Source organism: Streptomyces sp. NPDC036984 (assembly GCF_055607665.1).
This window is the reverse complement of sequence record NZ_JBVJRL010000014.1, coordinates 64593-84401: the sequence shown is the minus strand read 5'-3', so window position 1 is coordinate 84401 and position 19809 is coordinate 64593. Positions and strand designations below refer to the sequence as shown.

19 protein-coding genes are annotated in these 19809 nt (G+C 72.2%); 7 read left to right on the top strand and 12 right to left on the bottom strand.

What is annotated here, in order from left to right; translation table 11 throughout:
* Window positions 1-3: 3 nt before the first annotated feature.
* Window positions 4-2040 (bottom strand): NPCBM/NEW2 domain-containing protein, encoded by a 2037-nt coding sequence (locus ACZ7DL_RS24560; protein WP_470777052.1) that lies wholly within the window; start codon window positions 2038-2040, stop codon window positions 4-6.
* Window positions 2041-2680: 640 nt separating this feature from the next.
* On the opposite strand from ACZ7DL_RS24560, the gene ACZ7DL_RS24555 reads away from it, so the two are divergent.
* Window positions 2681-2869, top strand: a complete 189-nt coding sequence (locus ACZ7DL_RS24555) for a hypothetical protein (protein ID WP_470777050.1) — start codon at window positions 2681-2683, stop codon at window positions 2867-2869.
* Between the two features lie 154 nt (window positions 2870-3023).
* Window positions 3024-4067: an NUDIX hydrolase gene (locus ACZ7DL_RS24550; RefSeq protein WP_470777048.1), complete on the top strand. Its 1044-nt coding sequence runs from the start codon at window positions 3024-3026 to the stop codon at window positions 4065-4067.
* On the opposite strand, the gene ACZ7DL_RS24545 is transcribed toward ACZ7DL_RS24550, so the two are convergent.
* Together ACZ7DL_RS24545 and ACZ7DL_RS24540 are read right to left on the bottom strand one after the other, a co-directional pair.
* Window positions 4037-4771, bottom strand: coding sequence for an MBL fold metallo-hydrolase (locus ACZ7DL_RS24545; RefSeq protein ID WP_470777046.1), 735 nt, complete (start codon window positions 4769-4771; stop codon window positions 4037-4039). The two genes, ACZ7DL_RS24550 and ACZ7DL_RS24545, sit on opposite strands and share 31 nt — an antisense overlap.
* Before the next feature lie 62 nt (window positions 4772-4833).
* The gene (locus ACZ7DL_RS24540) at window positions 4834-6189 is read right to left on the bottom strand and encodes a M20/M25/M40 family metallo-hydrolase (protein WP_470777044.1); all 1356 of its coding nucleotides are present in this window, start codon (window positions 6187-6189) and stop codon (window positions 4834-4836) included.
* Window positions 6190-6319: 130 nt separating this feature from the next.
* Between ACZ7DL_RS24540 and ACZ7DL_RS24535 the strand changes: the two genes are divergently transcribed.
* A complete protein-coding gene (locus tag ACZ7DL_RS24535) occupies window positions 6320-7561 on the top strand; it encodes a geranylgeranyl reductase family protein (RefSeq protein ID WP_470777042.1) in 1242 nt (413 codons plus the stop codon).
* On the opposite strand, the gene ACZ7DL_RS24530 is transcribed toward ACZ7DL_RS24535, so the two are convergent.
* The gene (locus ACZ7DL_RS24530) at window positions 7551-8003 is read right to left on the bottom strand and encodes a nitroreductase family deazaflavin-dependent oxidoreductase (RefSeq protein WP_470777040.1); all 453 of its coding nucleotides are present in this window, start codon (window positions 8001-8003) and stop codon (window positions 7551-7553) included. The genes ACZ7DL_RS24535 and ACZ7DL_RS24530 overlap by 11 nt on opposite strands.
* 149 nt (window positions 8004-8152) lie before the next feature.
* Between ACZ7DL_RS24530 and ACZ7DL_RS24525 the strand changes: the two genes are divergently transcribed.
* The 3 genes from ACZ7DL_RS24525 to ACZ7DL_RS24515 all read left to right on the top strand — a co-directional run bounded on the left by ACZ7DL_RS24525 (window position 8153) and on the right by ACZ7DL_RS24515 (window position 10917).
* Complete coding sequence (locus tag ACZ7DL_RS24525) at window positions 8153-8839, top strand: TetR/AcrR family transcriptional regulator (RefSeq protein WP_470777038.1); 687 nt, start codon at window positions 8153-8155, stop codon at window positions 8837-8839.
* Window positions 8840-9040: 201 nt separating this feature from the next.
* A complete protein-coding gene (locus tag ACZ7DL_RS24520; RefSeq protein ID WP_470777037.1) occupies window positions 9041-10255 on the top strand; it encodes a sensor histidine kinase in 1215 nt (404 codons plus the stop codon).
* Window positions 10252-10917: a response regulator transcription factor gene (locus ACZ7DL_RS24515; RefSeq protein WP_470777035.1), complete on the top strand. Its 666-nt coding sequence runs from the start codon at window positions 10252-10254 to the stop codon at window positions 10915-10917. Before ACZ7DL_RS24520 ends, ACZ7DL_RS24515 begins: the two co-directional genes overlap by 4 nt.
* On the opposite strand, the gene ACZ7DL_RS24510 is transcribed toward ACZ7DL_RS24515, so the two are convergent.
* Together ACZ7DL_RS24510 and ACZ7DL_RS24505 are read right to left on the bottom strand one after the other, a co-directional pair.
* On the bottom strand, window positions 10914-11195 hold the full coding sequence (locus ACZ7DL_RS24510) for a DUF6332 family protein (RefSeq protein WP_470777033.1): 282 nt from the start codon (window positions 11193-11195) through the stop codon (window positions 10914-10916). The genes ACZ7DL_RS24515 and ACZ7DL_RS24510 overlap by 4 nt on opposite strands.
* A gap of 73 nt (window positions 11196-11268) precedes the next feature.
* Window positions 11269-12759, bottom strand: coding sequence for an MFS transporter (locus tag ACZ7DL_RS24505; RefSeq protein WP_470777031.1), 1491 nt, complete (start codon window positions 12757-12759; stop codon window positions 11269-11271).
* An 85-nt stretch (window positions 12760-12844) separates the two neighbouring features.
* Here ACZ7DL_RS24505 and ACZ7DL_RS24500 point away from each other — a divergent pair, with 85 nt between their 5' ends.
* Window positions 12845-13243 (top strand): MarR family winged helix-turn-helix transcriptional regulator, encoded by a 399-nt coding sequence (locus tag ACZ7DL_RS24500; RefSeq protein ID WP_470777030.1) that lies wholly within the window; start codon window positions 12845-12847, stop codon window positions 13241-13243.
* A 7-nt stretch (window positions 13244-13250) separates the two neighbouring features.
* On the opposite strand, the gene ACZ7DL_RS24495 is transcribed toward ACZ7DL_RS24500, so the two are convergent.
* From ACZ7DL_RS24495 to ACZ7DL_RS24470, 6 genes are all read right to left on the bottom strand, one after another.
* On the bottom strand, window positions 13251-13991 hold the full coding sequence (locus ACZ7DL_RS24495; protein ID WP_470777028.1) for a maleylpyruvate isomerase family mycothiol-dependent enzyme: 741 nt from the start codon (window positions 13989-13991) through the stop codon (window positions 13251-13253).
* Window positions 13969-14832 carry a hypothetical protein gene (locus ACZ7DL_RS24490; protein WP_470777026.1) on the bottom strand — a complete coding sequence of 288 codons (864 nt, stop codon included), beginning with the start codon at window positions 14830-14832 and terminating at the stop codon, window positions 13969-13971. Before ACZ7DL_RS24490 ends, ACZ7DL_RS24495 begins: the two co-directional genes overlap by 23 nt.
* Window positions 14833-15150: 318 nt before the next feature.
* Entirely contained in the window at window positions 15151-16320 is a 1170-nt protein-coding gene (locus ACZ7DL_RS24485) for an MFS transporter (protein WP_470777025.1), read from the bottom strand.
* Window positions 16321-16568: 248 nt separating this feature from the next.
* On the bottom strand, window positions 16569-18260 hold the full coding sequence (locus ACZ7DL_RS24480) for a tetratricopeptide repeat protein (protein WP_470777023.1): 1692 nt from the start codon (window positions 18258-18260) through the stop codon (window positions 16569-16571).
* On the bottom strand, window positions 18257-18676 hold the full coding sequence (locus ACZ7DL_RS24475; RefSeq protein WP_470777021.1) for a hypothetical protein: 420 nt from the start codon (window positions 18674-18676) through the stop codon (window positions 18257-18259). Before ACZ7DL_RS24475 ends, ACZ7DL_RS24480 begins: the two co-directional genes overlap by 4 nt.
* Before the next feature lie 255 nt (window positions 18677-18931).
* Window positions 18932-19231 (bottom strand): hypothetical protein, encoded by a 300-nt coding sequence (locus ACZ7DL_RS24470; RefSeq protein WP_470777020.1) that lies wholly within the window; start codon window positions 19229-19231, stop codon window positions 18932-18934.
* Between the last annotated feature and the right edge of the window lie 578 nt (window positions 19232-19809).

Sequence of the window (19809 nt, the reverse complement as noted above, 5' to 3'; positions counted from 1 at the left end):
GAGTCAGCAGCTGAGCGTCGCGTTCGCCCAGTCCGCGTGGTCGGAGTCGACGCCGTCGCCGCCGTCGGTGACGACGAGCCGGACCACCTGGGCGCCGGTGACGTCGGCGGTGACCGGCTGGGCGGGCAGCGCGTTGGTGACGACGCCGGTGGCGGCGGCCTTCGTGCCGTCGGCCCAGATCTCGAAGGCGACGGTGCCCTTCGTGCCCTTCTCGTCGTCCACGCCGGCGTCGGCGGTGACCTTCTCGCAGGCCTTGCCCGTGTAGAAGGAGATGTCGCTGAGCGCGTGGACGCCGAGCCCCTTGGCGTACACCGTCCCGCCGATGGTGAGCGGATGCCCGTCGCCCGCGGCGCTCTCGCCGTTGCTGGTGTCGCGTTCCACCGGCCCCCAGCCGCTGGTGGCCGACAGCCAGGGCAGGTCGCCGAGGTGCGACGTCCCGGAGGGCGGCGGCACGACGACGGACGCGGTGAGCGGGAGCGCGATGGTGACCGGCGTTCCGGACGGTGAGCGGTAGCTCGTCCGGAGCGTGAGGCCGTAGGAGCCGGCGGGGGTCCCGGCCGGTGCGGTCACCCGCCAGCCCGTGCCGAGCGTCCTGCCGGTGGCGAGTCCGGCGGCCGAGGTCGCCGAGGTGGGCCGTACGGTCCAGCCGGCGGGGCCGGTCAGGGCCACGGAAACCTGCCGCGCAGGGGTGCGGCCGAGGCCGGTGACGGTGCTGGTCAGCGTGGCCGGGGTGCCCGCCGCCAGCAAGGGGCTGCCGTCCAGGCCGAGTTCGACGGCGGGCGGGTGGGCGGCCCAGCCCGGGTCGGCCGCGACGCGCAGCAGGACCGTGCCGTGGGCCGGGACGGTGGCCGCTATGGTGCCGGCGGTGTTGTACGTGCGGTGCTGCCACAGGTCCCGCAGGGTGTAGGCGTCGGCGTCCGGCAGGCCGACGGCGCTCGCGCTGGTGGCGATCCGCTGGGCGGTGCCCGATTCGTTGAACAGGGCCACCGCGCGGCTGCCGTCCTTCATCTCCTTGGCGACGACCCAGCGCCCGCCCGCGGAGGAGACGACCGCGCCCTGCTTGCCGAGCGGGTCCTGGTCGACGGCGATGACCTCCTTGTTGCCCAGGATGTCGAAGGTCGCCTGCGATGCCTTGCGCAGGTCGGTGCCGATCAGCAGCGGAGCGGCCATGACCGACCAGAGCGAGAAGTGCGAGCGGTACTCGGTGTCCGTCATGCCGCCGTTGCCGACCTCCAGCATGTCGGGGTCGTTCCAGTGGCCGGGGCCGGCGTACGGCGCGAGCGGGAGGTTCTGCTTCAGGAGGGACAGCATCGAGCTCCAGCTGTCGCTGATGTCACCGGTGGTCCGCCACAGGTGGCCGACGTCCGCGGCCCACTCCCAGGGCCTGTTCTCGCCCCATTCGCAGATGCTGTAGACGATGGGCCGCCCGGTCGCCTGGAGCGCGTCCCGCATGGTCCGGTAGCGCTGCTTGGCGTCCACACCCTGGTTATTGCAGTTGTCGTACTTCAGGTAGTCCACGCCCCAGTCGGCGAACTGCCGGGCGTCGCTGTACTCGTGGCCCAGGGCGCCCGGAAACCCCGCGCTGTTGCACGTCTTGGTGCCGGCGCTGGTGTAGATGCCGAGCTTGAGGCCCTTGGCGTGGACGTAGTCCGCGACCGCCTTGATGCCGCCCGGGAAGCGCACCGGGTCCGGCACCAGCCGGCCGTTCGCGTCTCGGTTCGGCAGGGCCCAGCAGTCGTCCAGGTTGACGTACTGGTAGCCCGCCTGCTTCAGGCCCTTGTCCACGAAGAGGTCCGCGATGCCCTTGACCATGTCCTCGTTGAACTCGGCGCGGCAGTGCGTGGAGTTCCAGTTGTTGAAGCCCATGGGCGGCGTGAGGGCGAGGCCGTCGGCCAGGGCGGGCGCGGCGGGGGCGTGCGCGGGCGCCGCGAGGGCGGGTGCGGCGACGGCGGGTGTGGCGAGGCCCGCCGCGCACAGGAACCCTGCGGTGAGTGCTCCGGCCAGTCTGCGGCGGGTGGTGCGGGTGTGAGGGTGACGCATCGTCGACGTTCCTCCGACTCGCGAAAGGCGGGATGACGGCATGCGCCGGCCCGGACCGGCATGCCGGACTGCATGTACGCGTCATCGGTGCGCGTTTACGGTAGGACCTGTCGGAGTGTGTTGGAAGAGGTGCGTCCTGAATGGCTGAACGGGCGGTGTTGAGGCCAATGCTCCCTGCCGGATGGCTGATCGGCCGTTCGGATGTGTTCGCTTGCCTCCGCAGGGACGGCCGACCTGTTCGTGCAGCATGAGCACGGGACCCGGACAGCCGGTACGTTTCGTCTGATGCAGCTTGATCGGCCCGACTGGGGCCAGGGCGACTGAGGTTGATCGTGGGGGAACTCATGTGCGTGCACGCTCAAGGGCGTTGCCTTCCCCGCTCCCGTGACAGCGGTGCTCGGCTGTCTGGAGGCGTCGGGGGCGCATGACCTGCGGCATCCCGTGGGCGATCCCGGTCAGCGGCGGCGAATCCGCGATCTTCGTCCGCCGTGACGCCGCAGCGGGAACCCCCTGTGCGCGCCCGGGCGCGACCTCCACAGCTGATCTCCGCCACCGGGCTCGCACCGCACGACCGTCGACCCGAAGAGGGCAACCGCGGTGCTCCGCGTGACTCCTGGCCGTCCGCGCAGTTGATCAGCGCATGAAGAAGCGCAGCATGCTTGCCATCGCCACCCTCGCCGCCGGATTCGTCGTGGCCGCCGTCACCCCGTCCCACGCGGCGGACGACGGACCCCTCGGCGCCCTCAACATCTCGGACACCCTCGACTCGGCCGGTCACCTCGTCGGCGACGGCAGCCTGGCCTTGGACGACCCTCTCGACCAGGACTAGAGCCGCCGCTGTGCGCCGTGTGTGCCGGTGCCCCCGCCACAGGGGGGCACCGGCACTCCCGTGTGCGCGCGGACGGGCGCCCTCAACGGGAGAGGGTTTCCGTGGCAGGGTGGAGCGGGCAAGCCCCAGGGGGCCAACAGAAGAGGGGGAGTCCGTGACCGTCGTCTGGATCAACGGCGCGTTCGGTGCGGGGAAGACCACCACCGCACGGGAACTGATCGAACTGATCCCGAACAGCGCGCTCTTCGACCCCGAGGTCATCGGCGGGGCGCTCGCGCACCTGCTGCCGCCCAAGCGTCTCGCCGAAGTCGGTGACTTCCAGGACCTGCCGATCTGGCGCCGGCTGGTGGTCGACACCGCCGCCGCGATGCTCGCCGAGCTGGGCGGCACTCTCGTGGTGCCCATGACCCTGCTCCGCCAGGAGTACCGCGACGAGATCTTCGGCGGCCTCGCCGCCCGCCGGATACCCGTGCACCATCTGCTCCTCGCCCCGGCCGAAACGATCCTGCGCGAGCGGATAGCCGCGCGGGAGGTCCCGCCCGACCTGCCCGACGGCGAGATACGCACGCGGCAGTGGTCGTACGACCACATCGAGCCCTACCGTGCCGCCCTCGCCTCCTGGCTCACCGCCGACGCCCACCCGCTCGACACGAGCGCCCTGACCCCGTACGAGACCGCCGTGCGCATCGCCGACGCCGTCGGCAGTGGTGCCGTACCCGCCTGCGACATCGTGCAGACCCCCGAGCCGACCGCCGAGACGCTCGCCGCCGGGGTGCTGCTCTTCGACGAGCAGGACCGGGTGCTGCTCGTCGACCCCACGTACAAACCCGGCTGGGAGTTCCCCGGGGGCGTGGTGGAGCGGGGTGAGGCCCCGGCCCGCGCCGGGATGCGCGAGGTCGCCGAGGAGACCGGGATACGGCTGCGGGAGGTGCCCCGGCTGCTGGTCGTGGACTGGGAGCGGCCCGCCCCGCCCGGCTTCGGCGGGCTGCGGCTGCTGTTCGACGGTGGCCGGCTGGCGTCCGGCGAGGCGTCCCGGGTGCTGCTGCCGGGCCCGGAGCTGCGCGCCTGGCGGTTCGCCACGGAGGAGGAGGCCGCCGCGATGCTGCCGCCGGTCCGCTACGAGCGGCTGCGCTGGGCGCTGCGCGCGCGGGAGCGGGGCACCGCGCTCTATCTGGAGGCCGGTGTGCCGGTCGGCTGACCGGGCGCCGCGGTGAGCGCGCGGAGTGCGGCGGTGGCGCCCGCCATGACCGGGTCGCCGTGACCGAAACACGCCACCTGCGCACCGAGGCCCGCCAACCGGACCACCGAGGCGAGGAGCCGGGTCCGGTCGAGATTGAACACCCCCGGCATCGGCGTCCCGTCGGTGGGAGCCGCCGCCACCGTGTCCCCGGTGAACAGCACCCCCTCGGCGGGCAGGAACAGCGCGATGCTGCCGTCCGTGTGCCCCGGGACGTGGACCACGCGTGCGCCGCCGCCGAAGCCGAGCACGTCGCCGTCCGCCACGCCGGTGACCGAGGGCGGGGGCACCGGCGGGCCCGCGGGCAGCTGCCGGACCGCCTCCGCATGCAGCGGAAGCTCCCAGTCCGCGAACTTCGGCGGCGGGCCGGGCAGTTCACCGCGTACGAACGGGGCGTCCAGGTGGTGCGCCAGCACCTCGGCCCCGCTCAGCGCGGCGAACTCGCCCGCGCCGCCCGCGTGATCCTCGTGGAAATGGGTCAGGACGACGCGCCGTACGTCCTCCGGCGCGCGCCCCAGCCCCCTGATCGCCTCGGCGATCGTCCGGCCGGAGCCGATCGGGCCCGCGTCGATCAGGGTCAACTCGTCGCCGTCGCGCCAGAGATAGGCCTGACCGACCGGGAAGCGCAGCAGGTGCAGCCGCGGAAGCAGTTCGATGACGTCCATGCGCTTACCGTAGGGAGGGCCCCCGCCCGTCGGCGAGGGCCCTCTGCCATCGGCAGAACGGTTCAGCCCGCCGCGTAGTTGCGCAGGAACAGCGCCTCGGCGACCGACAGCCGCTCCAGCTCCTCGGGGGACACGCTCTCGTTGACCGCGTGGATCTGCGCCTCCGGCTCGCTCAGCCCGATGAGCAGGATCTCCGCCCGCGGGTACAGGCCGGCGAGGGTGTTGCACAGCGGGATCGAGCCGCCCTGGCCGGCGTACTGCATGGTCTCGCCCGGGTAGGCCACCGCCATCGCGTCGGCCATCGCCTGGTAGGCGGGGCTGGAGGTGTCGGCGCGGAACGGCTGGCCCTGGCCGATCTGCTCGGTGGTGACCCGGGCACCCCACGGGGTGTGCGCCTCGATGTGCGCCTGGAGCAGCTTGGTGGCCTCCGCCGCGTCCACGCCCGGCGGCACGCGCAGGCTGATCAAGGCGCGGGCGGCGGCCTGCACCGACGGGGTGGCGCCGACCACCGGCGGGCAGTCGATGCCGAGGACGGTGACGGCCGGGCGGGCCCAGATGCGGTCGGCGACCGAGCCGTCACCGATCAGCTCGACGCCCTCCAGCACCTTGGCGTCCGTGCGGAACTGCTCCTCCGTGTACTCCAGGCCGTCCCACTTCGCGAGGGCGTCCAGGCCGTCGACGGTGGTCGAGCCGTCCTCGGCGCGCAGCGAGTCCAGGGCCCGGATCAGCGCGGCCAGCGCGTCCGGGGCGGCACCGCCGAACTGGCCCGAGTGCAGATTGCCGGCCAGGGTGTCGACCTGCACCCGGATCAGGGTCATGCCGCGCAGGGTGGTGGTGACCGTCGGCAGGCCGACCCGGAAGTTGCCCGTGTCGCCGATGACGATCGTGTCCGCCGCCAGCAACTCGGGGTGCTGCTCGGCGTACCGCTCCAGGCCGCCCGTGCCCTGCTCCTCCGAGCCCTCCACGATCACCTTCACGTTGACCGGGACGCCGCCGTTCGCCCTGAGGGCGCGCAGCGCGAGCAGGTGCATGATGAAGCCGCCCTTGCAGTCGGCGGTCCCGCGGCCGTACCAGCGGCCGTCCCGCTCGGTCAGCTCGAACGGCGGGGTGGCCCAGCCGGCCTCGTCCAGCGGGGGCTGGACGTCGTAGTGCGCGTAGAGCAGAACCGTTTTCGCACCCTCCGGGCCCGGCAGATAGCCGTACACCGACTGCGTGCCGTCCGGGGTGTCCAGCAGGGCCACGTCCGTGAAGCCCTCGGCGCGCAGCGCGTCGGCGATCCAGCTGGCGGCGGCCTCGCTCTCGCTCTTCGGGAACTGCGCGAAGTCGGCCACCGACTTGAAGGCGACCAGCTCGGTCAGCTCCGCCTTCGCCCGGGGCAGCAGCGAGGCGACGGTCTCGGCGACCGGATTCGACGGCATGGGCACGCTCCTCGTGGGTGCGACGTTGTACGGGGTGAGTACACCGATCCTCCCACAGCGGTTCGCAGGGACGGCCGCCGTAGGATGCGACAGGACACTGGCAGCGGCTTGATCGGAGCGGTAGACCATCGTGAGCGGCGAGAACTCTTCAGCGGACGACGTGCGGCGGGTCTGGGACGTCGTCGTGGTGGGCGCCGGACCCGCGGGCGCCTCGGCCGCGTACGCGGCGGCCGTCGCGGGACGGCGCGTGCTGTTGCTGGAGAAGGCCGAGTTGCCTCGCTACAAGACATGCGGCGGCGGCATCATCGGCCCCTCGCGCGACGCGCTGCCGCCCGGCTTCGAGCTGCCCTTCCGGGACCGCGTGCACGCGGTCACCTTCTCCCACAACGGCCGCTTCACCCGCACCCGCCGCTCCAAGCAGATGCTGTTCGGCCTGATCAACCGCCCCGAGTTCGACCAGCAGCTGGTCGAGCACGCGCAGAAGGCGGGCGCCGAGCTGCGTACGGGCGTCACCGTGCAGCGGGTCGAGCAGCACGGCTCGGCGGTGCCGGACCGGCGCACGGTCGCCGTCGTCCTCCAGGGCGGGGAGACGGTGCTGGCCCGCGCGGTCGTCGGCGCCGACGGCAGCGCCAGCCGGATAGGGGCCCACGTCGGCGTGAAGCTCGACCGGGTCGACCTCGGCCTGGAGGCGGAGATCCCGGTGCCGGAGACGGTCGCCGAGGACTGGCAGGGCCGGGTCCTCATCGACTGGGGCCCGATGCCGGGCAGTTACGGCTGGGTGTTCCCCAAGGGTGACACGCTGACCGTCGGCGTGATCTCCGCGCGAGGTGAGGGCGCCGCCACCAAGCGGTACTTGGAGGACTTCATCGCGCGCCTGGGCCTCGCCGGCTTCGAGCCCGCCATCTCCTCCGGGCACCTGACCCGCTGTCGCGCCGACGACTCACCGCTGTCCCGGGGCCGGGTGCTGGTCTGCGGGGACGCGGCGGGACTGCTGGAGCCGTGGACCCGCGAGGGCATCTCCTTCGCGCTGCGCTCGGGCCGGCTGGCGGGGGAGTGGGCGGTCCGGATCGCCGAGGCGCACGACGCCGTGGACACCCGGCGCCAGGCACTGAACTACGCGTTCGCGATCAAGGCCGGGCTCGGCGTCGAGATGGCCGTCGGCAAGCGGCTGCTGACCGTGTTCGAGAAGCGCCCCGGCCTCTTCCATGCGGCCCTCACCGGCTTCCGTCCGGCCTGGCGGGCGTTCAGGGACATCACGCAGGGCTCGACCTCGCTGGGCGAGCTCGTCCGCTCCCACCCGATCGCCCAGCGTGCCCTGGCCGCGCTGGACCGGGGCCCGGCCGTTTCGGCGGAGGAACCCGTCAGTTCGTGACGGTGATGCGGAAGACCGGGTGGTCGGGCGCGCAGGCGATGATCTCCGTGTCGGACGACTTGGCCGTCACCCCGTCGAAGTACTGGTTGACCTCCCAGCCCCACTTCTCCAGGTAGGTCCGCAGGAGGGGGAGCTTCTCGGTGTCGGGAAGCTCCACCGCGGTGAAGGTGCGCACCTTGCGGCCGACGCGCAGTTCGCCGCCGCCGGCGGCGCGCATGTTCCGCACCCACTGCGAGTGTCCGCGCGCGGAGACCAGATACTGCCCGCCGTCGTACGTGTGCGGGTTGACCGGGATCCGCTGCATCTTGCCGCTCTTGCGGCCGGGCACGGACATCTCGGCGCTGCCGGCGAGGCTGAGCCCGTGCCGGGCGAGCCAGCCGATCAGGCTGTTGAGGCGGACGTTGAGCGGGCTGCCCTTGAGGTAGTACGGCGAAGACGACATCGTGACCCCCACGGCCGATCGGGAGAGCAGTGCTCTCGGTTGACTCCAGTCTGGGGCAGGCAAGTGCCCTAGAGCAAGAGCAGTGCTCTCTTTTTTGCTCGGTGATCTCGTTCGTGTGCACCGCTCTCCTTTCGTGGGACACTGCCGGCATGAGCACCGCACAGGGCGCCCGCGCACGGGCCAGGCAGGAAATCACCGCGGCCATCAAGGAGGCGGCGCGCCGCCAGCTGGCGGCGGAGGGCGCGGCCAAGCTCTCCCTGCGGGCCGTCGCCCGCGAGCTGGGCATGGTCTCCTCGGCCGTCTACCGCTACTTCCCGAGCCGCGACGACCTGCTCACCGCCCTGATCATCGACGCCTACGACTCCCTCGGCGAAGCCGCGGAAAAGGCCCGGGACGCCACCTTTGACGCCCCGCCGACGGCCCGCTGGGCGGCCGTGTGCGAGGCGGTGCGCGGCTGGGCGCTCGCCCACCCGCACGAGTACGCGCTGATCTACGGCTCACCCGTGCCCGGTTACTCCGCGCCCGAGACCACCGTCCCGGCCGCGGCCCGGGTCGGCCTCGTCTTCATCGGCATCGTCCGGGAAGCCCACCAGGGCCGCGGCCTCGCCGAGCCGTCCCTCCCGGCCGAGTTGCGTCCCGAGGCCGAGCGCATGGCCGCCGACCTTGCGCCGGAACTCCCGCCGCAGGTGATGGCGGCCCTGATCGCCGCCTGGGCCCAGCTGTTCGGGCTGGTCAGCTTCGAGCTGTTCGGCCAGTTCACCAACGTGGTCGAGGACCGGCCGGCCTTCTTCCGGCACGCGGTGGCACGGCTCGCCGAGGGCGTGGGGCTGCGGTAGGCACTTCCACCGCCGCCGGGCCCCGGCGCGGCAGCGGTGAGTCCGTGGTGGGACGGCACTCACCCGGGCCGGGAACCGGGGCCGTACGGCGCGGCCCCGCGCCCCCGCCCGGACGTGCCGCCGTGTACTTCCCCGGGAGTACGAGCGAGCACCTCGACCGGCTGACGCCCTCCCGGCCGGACGGCGTCTAGCGTGGCGTCCATGGAAGAGCAGCACGCCCCCGGGCCGTGGTGGCGGCACGGGCCCCCGTGGCACAACGCCCCGGACGACCCGGAGCCGCACCCCGACCGCCGGCCGTGGCGCTCCACCCTGCTGATCACCGTCTTCGTGCTGATCGGCACCAGTTTCTCCGCACACGTCCAGCACCACCGGGTGCCCCTCGACGGCTACGCGCGCGTGCTGCTGGTCCTCGCCTGTCTCCCGCTCCTGTGGCGGCACCGCCACCCCGTGGCCGTGGCCTTCGGCACGGCGGGCGTGGCCCTCGGCTATCTGGCCGCGGGCTACCCGTACGGACCCGTGTTCCTGACCGTCGCCGTCGGCTGCTTCGGCGCGGTGGCCGCCGGACACCGGCGGGCCGCCTGGGCGGCCGTCGGGCTGCTGTGGGCCGGCCACGTCCTCATCGCGCTCCGGCTCTACCGCCGGCTCCCGCCCGCCGGGGATCGCGCCGCCGGCCTGGGCCAGGAGATCGTGGTCGCCACCTGGGTGCTCGCCGTCGTCGCCCTCTCCGAACTGGCCCGCGTGCGGCGCGAGCAGTGGGCCCGGGAGCGCGCGGACCGCGCCCAGGCGGCGCGCCGGCGCGCGGACGAGGAACGGCTGCGCATGGCCCGCGAGCTGCACGACGTCCTCGCGCACAGCATCTCCGTCATCAACGTCCAGGCGAGCATGGGCCTCGCGCTGCTCGACAGCGACCCCGAGCAGGCGCGGGCGGCGCTCACCACCATCAAGGCCGCCAGCAAGGAAGCGCTGGGGGAGGTGCGCCAGGTCCTCGGCACGCTGCGCGCGCCGGGCGCCGCACCCCGCGCCCCCGCGCCCGGCCTGGACCGGCTGCCGGAGCTGGTGGAACAGGCCGCGGCCGCCGGCCTGACCGTCGCGACCGAGGGCGAGCCGCCACGGCTGCCGCCCGGCGCCGACCTGGCCGCCTTCCGCATCCTTCAGGAGGCCCTGACCAACGTCGTACGGCATTCCGGATCGCGGCACGCGCGCGTGCGCTTTGGCTACGGCGACGGCGAGTTGCGGCTGCGGGTCGACGACGACGGACCGGCGACCGGCGCGGACGCCGGGGGCAGCGGGAACGGGCTGGCCGGCATGCGGGAGCGGGCCGCCGCGCTGGGTGGCACCATCGAGGCGGGCCCGCGCCCCGACGGCGGCTTCCGGGTGCTCGCCGTTCTGCCGTCGCACCTCAGGGAGGGCCAGTGATCCGGGTACTGCTCGCCGACGACCAGTCGCTGGTGCGGGCCGGTTTCAGGGCGCTGCTCGACGCACAGCCGGACATCGAGGTGGCCGGCGAGGCGGCCGACGGCGAGGAGGCGGTGCGCCGGGTGCGCGAACTCCGGCCGGACGTCGTCCTCATGGACATCCGCATGCCGCTGCTGGACGGCCTCGCCGCGACCCGGCGCATCACCTCCGACGCCGGGCCGGCCGAGGTGAAGGTGGTCATGCTCACCACGTTCGAACTGGACGAGTACGTCTTCGAGGCGATTCGCGCGGGCGCCTCGGGCTTTCTGGTGAAAGACACCGAGCCCGACGAACTCCTGCGCGCCGTACGGTCGGTGGTCGACGGTGACGCACTGCTGTCGCCCGGCGTCACCCGCCGGCTGATCGCCGAGTTCGCGGCCCGCTCCAAACAGCCCGCGGCGGCCGGGGCCCTCACCCGGCTCACCGAACGGGAGCGGGAGGTGATGGCGCTGGTCGGCATCGGCCTGTCCAACGAGGAGATCGCCCGCCGGCTGGTGGTGAGCCCGCTCACCGCAAAGACACATGTGAGCCGGACGATGGTGAAACTGGGCGCCCGCGACCGCGCCCAACTCGTGGTCATGGCCTACGAGTCGGGGCTGGTGCGACCGGGCTGGCTGGGCTAGGTCTCCTCTCCCGGCCGCGGCAGGCCGGAGCGGGACTGCTGCCGGAAGCGCACCAGGACGCTCACCACCCGAGCCACGAACACCACCGCGGCGCCGGTCAGACCCAGCCGCAGCAGGGCCGCGGCGAGCAGTCCGGGCAGGGCGAGGAGCAGCGCGGGCCCGGCCACCGCGCCGTACAGCACCGCCGCCGCGAACGCGGCGCTGACCAGCGCGTAGCCGATCTCGACTGTCGCCGCGTCCCGCTCCGCCGTGGTACGGCGGCCCCCGTGTGCGTACATTCCCTCAGTTTCACAGGCGTGCGCCCGGCGGGGCAAGGAACTCCCGCCGGGCGCACTCGTGGAGGCGGTCCCCCTAGTCACGGACCGGCACGCGCTCCGCGTCCGCCTCCCGCACGGTGGACTTGGCGACCACGACGGACTGCCCCTGCCGGGACCGGCGCAGTCCGCTCAGCGACAGCAGCAGCCCCACGACGGCGATGAGCGTGACCACGACCAGACCGGGCCGGTAGCTGTCCAGGACGGCCTGCGGCGTGGCCTTCTCGGGGGCGTGCGCGGTGATCACGGCCGTCACGACGGCCAGGAAGATCGCGCCGCCCACCTGCACCGAGGTGTTGAGCAGACCGGAGACCATGCCCTGCTCGTGCTCGTCCACGCCGTTGGTGGCCTGGACGTTGAGGGACGGGAAGGTCACCGCGAAGCCCAGGCCGACCAGCAGCATGGTCGGCAGGATCACGGCCGCGTAGACCGGGTTCAGGTCGACGCGCAGGAACAGCGCGTATCCGGCTGCCATGAAGATGAAGCCGAGCACGATGAGGCGCGGGGTGCCGAACCGGTCGATGACCGCGCCGACCTTGGTCGCGGAGAGCGCCACCAGCGCGCCGGCCGGCAGGAAGGCGAGCGCGGTGTGCAGCGCCGACCAGCCCAGCACCTGCTGCATGTAGAGCGTGACCAGGAACTGGAAGCCCATGTAGCTGCCGACGAACGTCAACGCGCCCAGCTGGGCCCGGACCTGGGGGCCGGAGCGCAGCACCCCGAGCCGGATCAGCGGGCTCGGGCTGCGCAGCTCGACGAGGACGAAGACGGCCAGCATGACGGCGACGGCGAGGAAGGAAAGGATCGTGCGGGCCGAGGCCCAGCCGGCTTCGGGCGCCTGGACGACGGTGAAGACCAGCAGCAGCATCGAGGCGGTGCCGAGGACGGCACCCGGGATGTCGTAGCCGCCCTGGCCGCGTTCGCGCTCGGTGCGCGGCAGCAGCTTCATGCCGACGAGCAGGGCGAGCAGCGCGACCGGTGCGGGCAGCAGCATGGTGAACCGCCAGCTGGCCTCGGTGAGCAGGCCGGAGAACACGAGTCCCATGGAGTAGCCGGTGGCGCCGCAGGTGGTGTAGATCGACAGAGCCCGGTTGCGCAGGGGGCCCTCCGGGAACGTCGTCGTGATGATCGACAGGCCCGCCGGTGCCGTGAAGGCCGCGCTCAGACCCTTGATGAAGCGGCTGGCGATCAGCAGCGGCCCCGAGTCCACGAGTCCGCCGAGCAGCGAGGCCACCGCGAAGACACCGAGCGCGACCAGGAACACCTGGCGCCGGCCGAGCAGGTCGGCGGTCCGGCCGCCGAGGAGGAGCAGGCCGCCGTAACCGAGGATGTAGCCGCTGACGACCCACTGGAGGGCCGACGTGGACAGGTGCAGATCGGAACCGATGGACGGCAGCGCGACGCCGACCATCGACACGTCCAGGGCGTCCAGGAACATCGCGGCGCACAGCACCAGCAGGGTGCCCCACAGCCGGGGGGTCCAGCGAGCCGCCGGGGACGGAACCGCGGAGGTGGTGAGCGGAGAGGTCATGCCGACGAGACTACATGCGCATGCATCGAATGCAAGCGCATTTAATTACGGTGCAACGATCGCGTTTCTCTGCTACCGTGCGCTCATGGCGGCGACGAAGGCCGAGCAGGCGCTCGTGGACCAGTGGCGGGACATCCTGGCGCTGCATGCCCGCACGCAGTGCGAATTGGACCGGGCGCTGCACGGGCACGGCCTGTGCGCAAGCGACTTCGAGGTGCTCGACCTGCTGGCCGAGGGCGCGGCGGCGGACGGCGGCTGTGCCTACCGCGTCCAGGAGATCTCCGACCGGGTCCATCTCAGCCAGAGTGCGCTGTCCCGGCTCATCGGCCGCCTGGAAAAGGACGGCCTGGTCGAGCGGGCCATGTGTCCGGAGGACCGGCGCGGGGTGCGCGTGGCGCTCACGGCGAAGGGACGCGCGCTGCACGGCGAGGTACGGCCGGTGCAGCGCGCGGTGTTGGCGCGGATGCTCGTCGACGGCGACTGACCGGGCGTCAGATCGCCGAGAGCTCCTTCCACAGGGCCGCGAGTGCCGGCTCGCCGGTCACCTGCGGTACTTCCGTCCGGTTCCACAGCGCCAGGTACAACTGATCGGCCGGGCCGGACAGTTCGGCATCGGCCGCCCCCTCCGCCGCTCGCGCGGTCACGGGCGGCTCGGCGGTGAGCCGTACGGTCCACACCGCGTCCGCCGCCGCGTCCAGCGCGCGCACCCGCAGCACCCGTGGTTCCTCGCTGCGCACCCGGCTCCGGGAACGGGCGTGGAAGCCGCGCAGCAGCTCGTCGATACCGTCCACCGCGAAGTCAGGTGCGATCGGGGACGGCGTACCGCCGCGCGCCGCCTCGGCGTCGTACCGGTGCAGGGTCGTCTCGTGTGCCTGGCGCCGGGTCCAGAACGCAAGCGGCGACGGGTTGGGCGCGGGATGGAAGGTCCAGCACTCCAGGTCGGCGGGGGCGGCGGCCAGGGTGTCCAGCAGCAGGCGGTGGCTGTCCCGGTACCAGCCCACCAGCGCGGCGCCGTCCAGCTCCGGCGCCTCGCCCATGGGCCGGGGCGCGGTGAGCCCCTCGGCGACGAGGGTGGCGGCCCACCGGTGCACCGTGCCGGTGTGCCGCAGCAGGTCGCGGACCTGCCACTCGGGGCAGGTCGGCACCTTGGCCTCGGGCCCCGCCACAGCGGCAGCCGCCGCCAGCAACTGGCCCTCACGGTCCAAGGTTTCAAGGAAGTCGGAAGTCTCCATGAGGGTGAGTCTGCCGGATGGAGTGCACTTCACCCTCGACGGATCCCAGATCGTGACGGCGAAAGACGTGACCTTCCAGGCGGCTTGGCGGGAATCCGTACATGCGGTCCGTGAGCATGCGGACGAGGAACTCCCCCAGACCGCAGTCGAATCGTTCCCAGTCACCGAACTGGCCCAGGAGGACGGGCCAGTGGTCCGGGTCGGCCGCCCCTGTCTGCCAGACGAAGTCCCACCCCTCCTCCGACGATCCCCACCGCAAGATCCCCTCCTCCCCGTACCTCTTGGCCCAGTCCACGAGATCCATGCCCCGGGCTCCCGGCGCGAGGAGGCCGACATACTCGTCGAATCCGCCCGGACCGAAGAGGTCCACGATCTCCTTGTAGTCGCCCGGCAGCGCGGTACCCAGATCGGCCTCGACGGCAGGCCAGTCGACGGCCGGCCGCGGCACCGGTTCCCAGCCGGTGAGCGTGCGCAGCTTTTCGGCCCAGGAGGCGCCCTCGGGGAAACCTGTGAAGGCAGGATCCGCCCGTCTCGCCACGACCACCACCGTGCGCTCTCGATCCGGCGTGGCCACAAGGCCGCAACCGAACCAGTGAGACCGGTGGGCCCAGCCCCGCATCTCCAGCAGCCCCTCCCCGAACGGCTCGACGAGCGGCAGTCCGGTGGCCTCGGTGAGCGACGGGTCGGTGAAACCGCCGGCGGCGATGTTACGGGGTCTGCCTGCCCACCGGCCGACTTCGGCCGCCAGTTCTGTCAGGCCCAAGCCCTCCGGCGCCTCGAGAATCACCGGTGAGCCGCCCACGGCGGGCGATTCGACGGCCTCGCGGATGGCGGTGACCACGGCTGAATCCTCCATGGGCTCAGTGAACATCACGGCACTGACAATCCGGATCGCCGCTGCGGCGGACCGCGAAGATGGCGCCATCTGCCGGCATGGCAGTGACATGGGCGGCTGCCGCGGTGACCGACCACTGAACCGTCACCGTGGCCGCCCTGGTGATCGGGGCTCCCCTCCTGATCGCCGGGACAAGCCGACCGGATGACCGCCGGGACAAGCCGGCCGGATGACCGCCGGGGCAAGCGGGCCGGATGACCGCCGGGGCAAGCCGGCCGGAAGGGTGTGCGCCGGGGCCGGACCCGCACGGGCCCCGCTACGACGTCAGCGGCCCAGCACCCGCCGCGTCGACACCCCGATGCCGGCGGCCACGGCGGCCAGCGCGGCCACGCTGGTGAGGGCGGCGGGCAGGGAGAACCAGTCGGCCATGAATCCGATCGCGGGCGGCCCGAGGAGCATGCCGCCGTAGCCCAGCGTGGAGGCGACGGCGACACCGGACGGACCAGCCAGCGCGCCCGCCCGCTCCACGGCGACCGGGAACAGGTTGGCGAGTCCGAGCCCCGTGACCGCGAAGCCGGTCAGCGCGGCCCACACGGAGGGCGCGAGCGCGCCGAGCAGCATGCCCGCCGCCGCGACGGTGCCTCCGGCGATCACGGTACGGGCCCGGCCGAGGCGCCCCAGCAGAGCCGTCCCCGACAGTCGGCCGATGGTCATGGCGAGCGCGAAACACGCGTACCCGGCAGCCGCCGTGCCGGCGGACGCGGCGAGGTCCTGCTGGAGATGGAGCGCGCCCCAGTCGGCCATCGCGCCCTCCCCGTACGCCGTGCACAGCGCGACGAGCCCGAAGACGACGACCAGCCCGCGCCCGCCCGGCGCACCGCTGTCCCGCTGCGTCGCCGCCTCCGACGCCGGTGTTCGCTCCGGCGGCGCCGGCGGCTCGTGCCGGAGCAGGCTGCGCCCGGCGACGGCCGTGACGAGCATCCCGATCAGGGTGAGGCCGAGCAGATGACGGGTGGGGGAGAGGACATCGGCGACCAGCCCGCCGAGGCCGGCCCCGATCATGCCACCCAGGCTGAAAGCGGCGTGGAAGCTGGGCATGATCGGCCTGCGCAGGGCGGCGACCAGGTCGACGGCGGCACTGTTGAAGGCCACGTTGACGCCGCCGTAGGCAGCGCCGAACAGCAGCAGGACGGCCCCCAGTGCTGCCGCGGAGTGGGTCAGCGGGGGCAGCGCGACGCTGAGCGCCAGCACCGCCATGCAGACCACGGTCACCGGGTGGCTGCCATAGCGGCGGCACAGGCGGCCGGTCAGCGTCATGGTGAGGACGGCACCCGCGGAGACCCCGAGCAGCGCGAGGCCGAGGGCGCCGGCGGACGCGTGCGTCTGGTGCTTGATGTCGGGGATGCGGACAACCCACCCCGCGAAGATGAAACCGTCCAGCGCGAAGAAGGCGGTGATGGCCGCGCGCAGCGCGGTGAGACTCGGACCCGGCACGACGGTGTGCGAACGGGTTTTGTTTATTTGCGGCACAAACTCAGCGTAGGGGTGGTCGGGGAGGTGAGCAAGGGGCGAGGCTGGCCGCGACGGCGGCTGGGAGGGCTGTGCGCGGCGGCACCGGCGTCACGGGGGGTGTGCGCGCGTCCCCTCGCTTCGGCGCGGCTGGACCGACTCCGGCCGAGGCGGCGCCTGTGCCGACGACGCAGGTCAAGCCCTCTGGAAGAGCAGTGAGGTCTCGGGGCTGATCAACCGTTCGCAGACGATTGGTGAGGGGGCGTTGCGGCTGTTGGGGTTGCTGCCCTTCCTCGCTGTCCGGCGTGGGCGATACGGCGTGCTTGGGTGAGGTTGCTGCGGCTGATCAGGGTCTGGGGATGGGTGCTGCCCAGGATCTCCTCGCGTTGGGCGAGGGTGATCTCGTAGAGAGGGATGGCCCGCGTGAGGTCTCCGGCTGACTTGTAGGCGCCGGCGAGGTTGTTGCGGCTGGTCAGGGTGGTGGGGTGGGTATCGCCCAGGATCCGCTTGTACTGAGCGTGGGCGACGGTGCGCAGGCGGATGGTGTGGGCGTCGCGTCCCTGCCCGTACAGATACTGCGCGGCGGCGTGGTAGGCGTGGGCCGTCTCGATCGATGCTGGACTGCGGGACGGAGTCGAGTCGGCGACCACCATGGCATGGGGCAGGAGCTGATCCCACTGCGCAGTGTCCGAGTCATCGCCAGGGACGGCCAGCTGGATGAGGTGTTCGGCGTCTTGCCGGCCGGGCGGGTATCCCTCTGCTTCGGTGGCGGGCCGGTGGCGCAGGACGGTCTGTACGAGGCGGTGGACGCTGATGCTCTGACGGTCTGCGCTGTACGAGATCATGTTGTACGCGTACAAAGCTCCCAGGGTCTCGCCGAGTCTGCGTGGGTCGGGGCAGAGGGGGGCGAGCAGGGTGCGGGGGATGCCGTCGGGTGCCAGCCAGGCCATGGCGTTGAGGAGCGTAACGGCCTGCGGATTGCGGCGTTCGACGGCGGCCAGGGTGTGGTGCCAGATGCGGGCGATGGTGCGTTCGGGGTCGATGCCGCCCGCGGCCGTGTCCATGACCTGCCCCAGCATGTCCCGGTAGTGGGCCAACGAGGTTCCGGTCTCGAAGAGGTAGGCGCCGGCCTGTTCCAACGCCAGTGGCAGGAAGCCGAGTTCGGTGCCAAGCGCCAAGGCGTCGCTACGCTGCTGTCGTGTAGGGGCGTGCTCCGGCCCCAGGGCCAGGGTGCACAGCAGGCTCGTGGCTGCCTCGGCGTCGAGCAGGCCCAGGGGCATGGTGGGGGCGATGGCGTGCCAGCCGGTCGCGGTACGGCTGGTGGCCAGGTGATGCCCGTCCGGGAGCGCGCCCAGGTAGTGGCGCAGGACGGCGGGGTCCTCGACGTTGTCGAACACCAGCAGCCAGCCGGGATGCCACTGGAGCCACAGGATCGCCCACGCCGCCCGCTCCTGTACGCCGGTGGTCGAGGCCCACTGCGGACACAGCCGCATGGCGAGGCCGGCCAGGCTGATGACGATCTGCTCGCTGCTTGTGGCGTTGATCCACCACACCAGCGTGTACGCGCGCCGAAAGGTGTGCGCGTAGTGCAGGGTGAGCGTGCTCTTGCCGATCCCGCCCAGCCCGTGGATCGCCCGCGTCCCGGACACCTGGGTGACCGCGGCCTCACCCCCGGCGGCCAGCAGCCGCCGCAGCTCGGCGAGTTCGTCCTGGCGTCCGACGAAAACGCCGGACGCGGACCCGGGGAGGTTTCCGGCCGCCGGCGGTGCGGCGACCTCCTTGGCCCAGCGCACGGCCTCGGCCGGCAGCATCACCACCTGGGCGCCGTCCCCGGTGATCGCCACGCCGACACCGCCGCCCACCGATATGGACCGCGCACCCGCCGCCTGCGGACCGCCGCCCCCGGACACGGGACCGTCCGTCATCGCCGGATGGTCGCGTTGTCCCCGGTGACGGCGATGCCGATGGTCTTGGCGGCGACGGACCGCTCGCCCGACGCCGTCACGTTCACCGTCTCACCAGCAGCGGGCAGCAGCCGGGCCAGCTCGGCCAGCAACTCGGCATCGTCACGCAGAGCGCGCTTGATCTGCTGGCGCACAGCCGCCGCCGCGTCCGCATCCTCCGGCGCTTCCGCAGCGTCCTGGACCGCCGCCTCCAACTCCGCCCGGCCTTGTGCGTCCCGACGGCGCCACACCGCCAGCAGGACGCGCCGACCCAGGTTCGCCGTCGCGTCCACGGCCGCACTCTCCGCCCGGGAGAACACGGCCACCCCGTACGCACTCACCGCAGTCGTCAGATACGGCCCCGCCTGCTCCACCAACCGCACGATCTCAGCGCTCACTCGATCCCCCGATACTCGCGGCTACGAAAGACCTGGCGTAGGAACACCGCCCCCACTCATACACCAAACGTCCAAGCCACCGTGAGTGGTTCCCGCCCGCTCCCGTCAGGTCGCGGGCAGCGACGACAGGGCTGGCCCTCGCAACGGCGCGGCCCCCTCACCAGCGCGCGGACCGCCGAAGGCACTGAGCCCACTGTTCCCGACCACCTTGGACGCCGTGGATTTGGGCTTGGTGATTCGCCGGAGAATTCAACCCTATTCGTCAAGAGGTAGCCGAGGCCGACCATCACTGAGAGGGCCGAGCACTGCGACGATCTCCGTTTCGAGCTCGTCGTCCTCCCGCATGGCAAACAGCGACTGCTGCGTCAGACCGGGCACTGTCTCGATCCGGTCGAGAAGGCAGGCGAGGACGTAAGCGTGGATGACGCGTGCCACGTCGCCGTTGACGAATGCAGAACGTGGTCCGCAGGGTCGAAAAAACTCCATGGCGGTGTCATCCAGCAGCGTGTCGGGTCTGACGCCGATGAAGCGTGGCGGATTGAGGACGACAGGCACCGCATAGCCGATTCCTCTGCTCCGGCGTTTCCCACCCTGGAGCATGATCGTGTCGCTCGTGACGTCCCCGTTGGGTGAAGGTGACGCAGAGATCATCCCCGAGGTCGCCCTGCCCGGATATCTCCTGAACGGTGTGATCGTGGTCTTCGAGAAGGGTGCGCAGCGCGTTCACGGCAGCCTGCCCCACGCGTCGCCCCACGGAACCTTTGGTATGCCACCCTAAACGCAAGCTTTGGTGCCTACGTCAGACGGCGTCGCGCCCAGGAAAAGAGCCTCTTGCACAGTTGCCCGGAATCATCACGCAGTAGGCCAGTCGTACGGCATGGGGGCGGAGCTAGGAGGAAGAGTGCGGGACAAGAACGCACTCAGAGTCTCCCCGCATTGCACCTCGTCCGCCGTCGACGCCGGCGGGACGAACCCTAACGCTCGGTAGAGCCGGATCCGGTGAAGGGCGAACAGATCGCCGACATGACGGCTGTACGAGTCGACCCCTGCCCGCAGCGCCCGATGCGCACCCCAGACGAGCATCGAGCATCCCGCTACCCAGACCAGTCGCGGCCAGAACCCTGGCAGGAGTA

Bases quoted from the DNA above. Each gene is read 5' to 3' on its own strand.
- ACZ7DL_RS24510 (WP_470777033.1), bottom strand. From the start codon at position 11,195: ATGTACGCACACGGGGGCCGCCGTACCACGGCGGAGCGGGACGCGGCG.
- ACZ7DL_RS24540 (WP_470777044.1), bottom strand. From the start codon at position 6,189: ATGCCGTCGAATCCGGTCGCCGAGACCGTCGCCTCGCTGCTGCCCCGG.
- ACZ7DL_RS24525 (WP_470777038.1), top strand. From the start codon at position 8,153: ATGAGCACCGCACAGGGCGCCCGCGCACGGGCCAGGCAGGAAATCACC.
- ACZ7DL_RS24560 (WP_470777052.1), bottom strand. From the start codon at position 2,040: ATGCGTCACCCTCACACCCGCACCACCCGCCGCAGACTGGCCGGAGCA.
- ACZ7DL_RS24480 (WP_470777023.1), bottom strand. From the start codon at position 18,260: ATGACGGACGGTCCCGTGTCCGGGGGCGGCGGTCCGCAGGCGGCGGGT.
- ACZ7DL_RS24555 (WP_470777050.1), top strand. From the start codon at position 2,681: ATGAAGAAGCGCAGCATGCTTGCCATCGCCACCCTCGCCGCCGGATTC.
- ACZ7DL_RS24495 (WP_470777028.1), bottom strand. From the start codon at position 13,991: ATGGAGACTTCCGACTTCCTTGAAACCTTGGACCGTGAGGGCCAGTTG.
- ACZ7DL_RS24500 (WP_470777030.1), top strand. From the start codon at position 12,845: ATGGCGGCGACGAAGGCCGAGCAGGCGCTCGTGGACCAGTGGCGGGAC.
- ACZ7DL_RS24530 (WP_470777040.1), bottom strand. From the start codon at position 8,003: ATGTCGTCTTCGCCGTACTACCTCAAGGGCAGCCCGCTCAACGTCCGC.
- ACZ7DL_RS24520 (WP_470777037.1), top strand. From the start codon at position 9,041: ATGGAAGAGCAGCACGCCCCCGGGCCGTGGTGGCGGCACGGGCCCCCG.
- ACZ7DL_RS24505 (WP_470777031.1), bottom strand. From the start codon at position 12,759: ATGACCTCTCCGCTCACCACCTCCGCGGTTCCGTCCCCGGCGGCTCGC.
- ACZ7DL_RS24545 (WP_470777046.1), bottom strand. From the start codon at position 4,771: ATGGACGTCATCGAACTGCTTCCGCGGCTGCACCTGCTGCGCTTCCCG.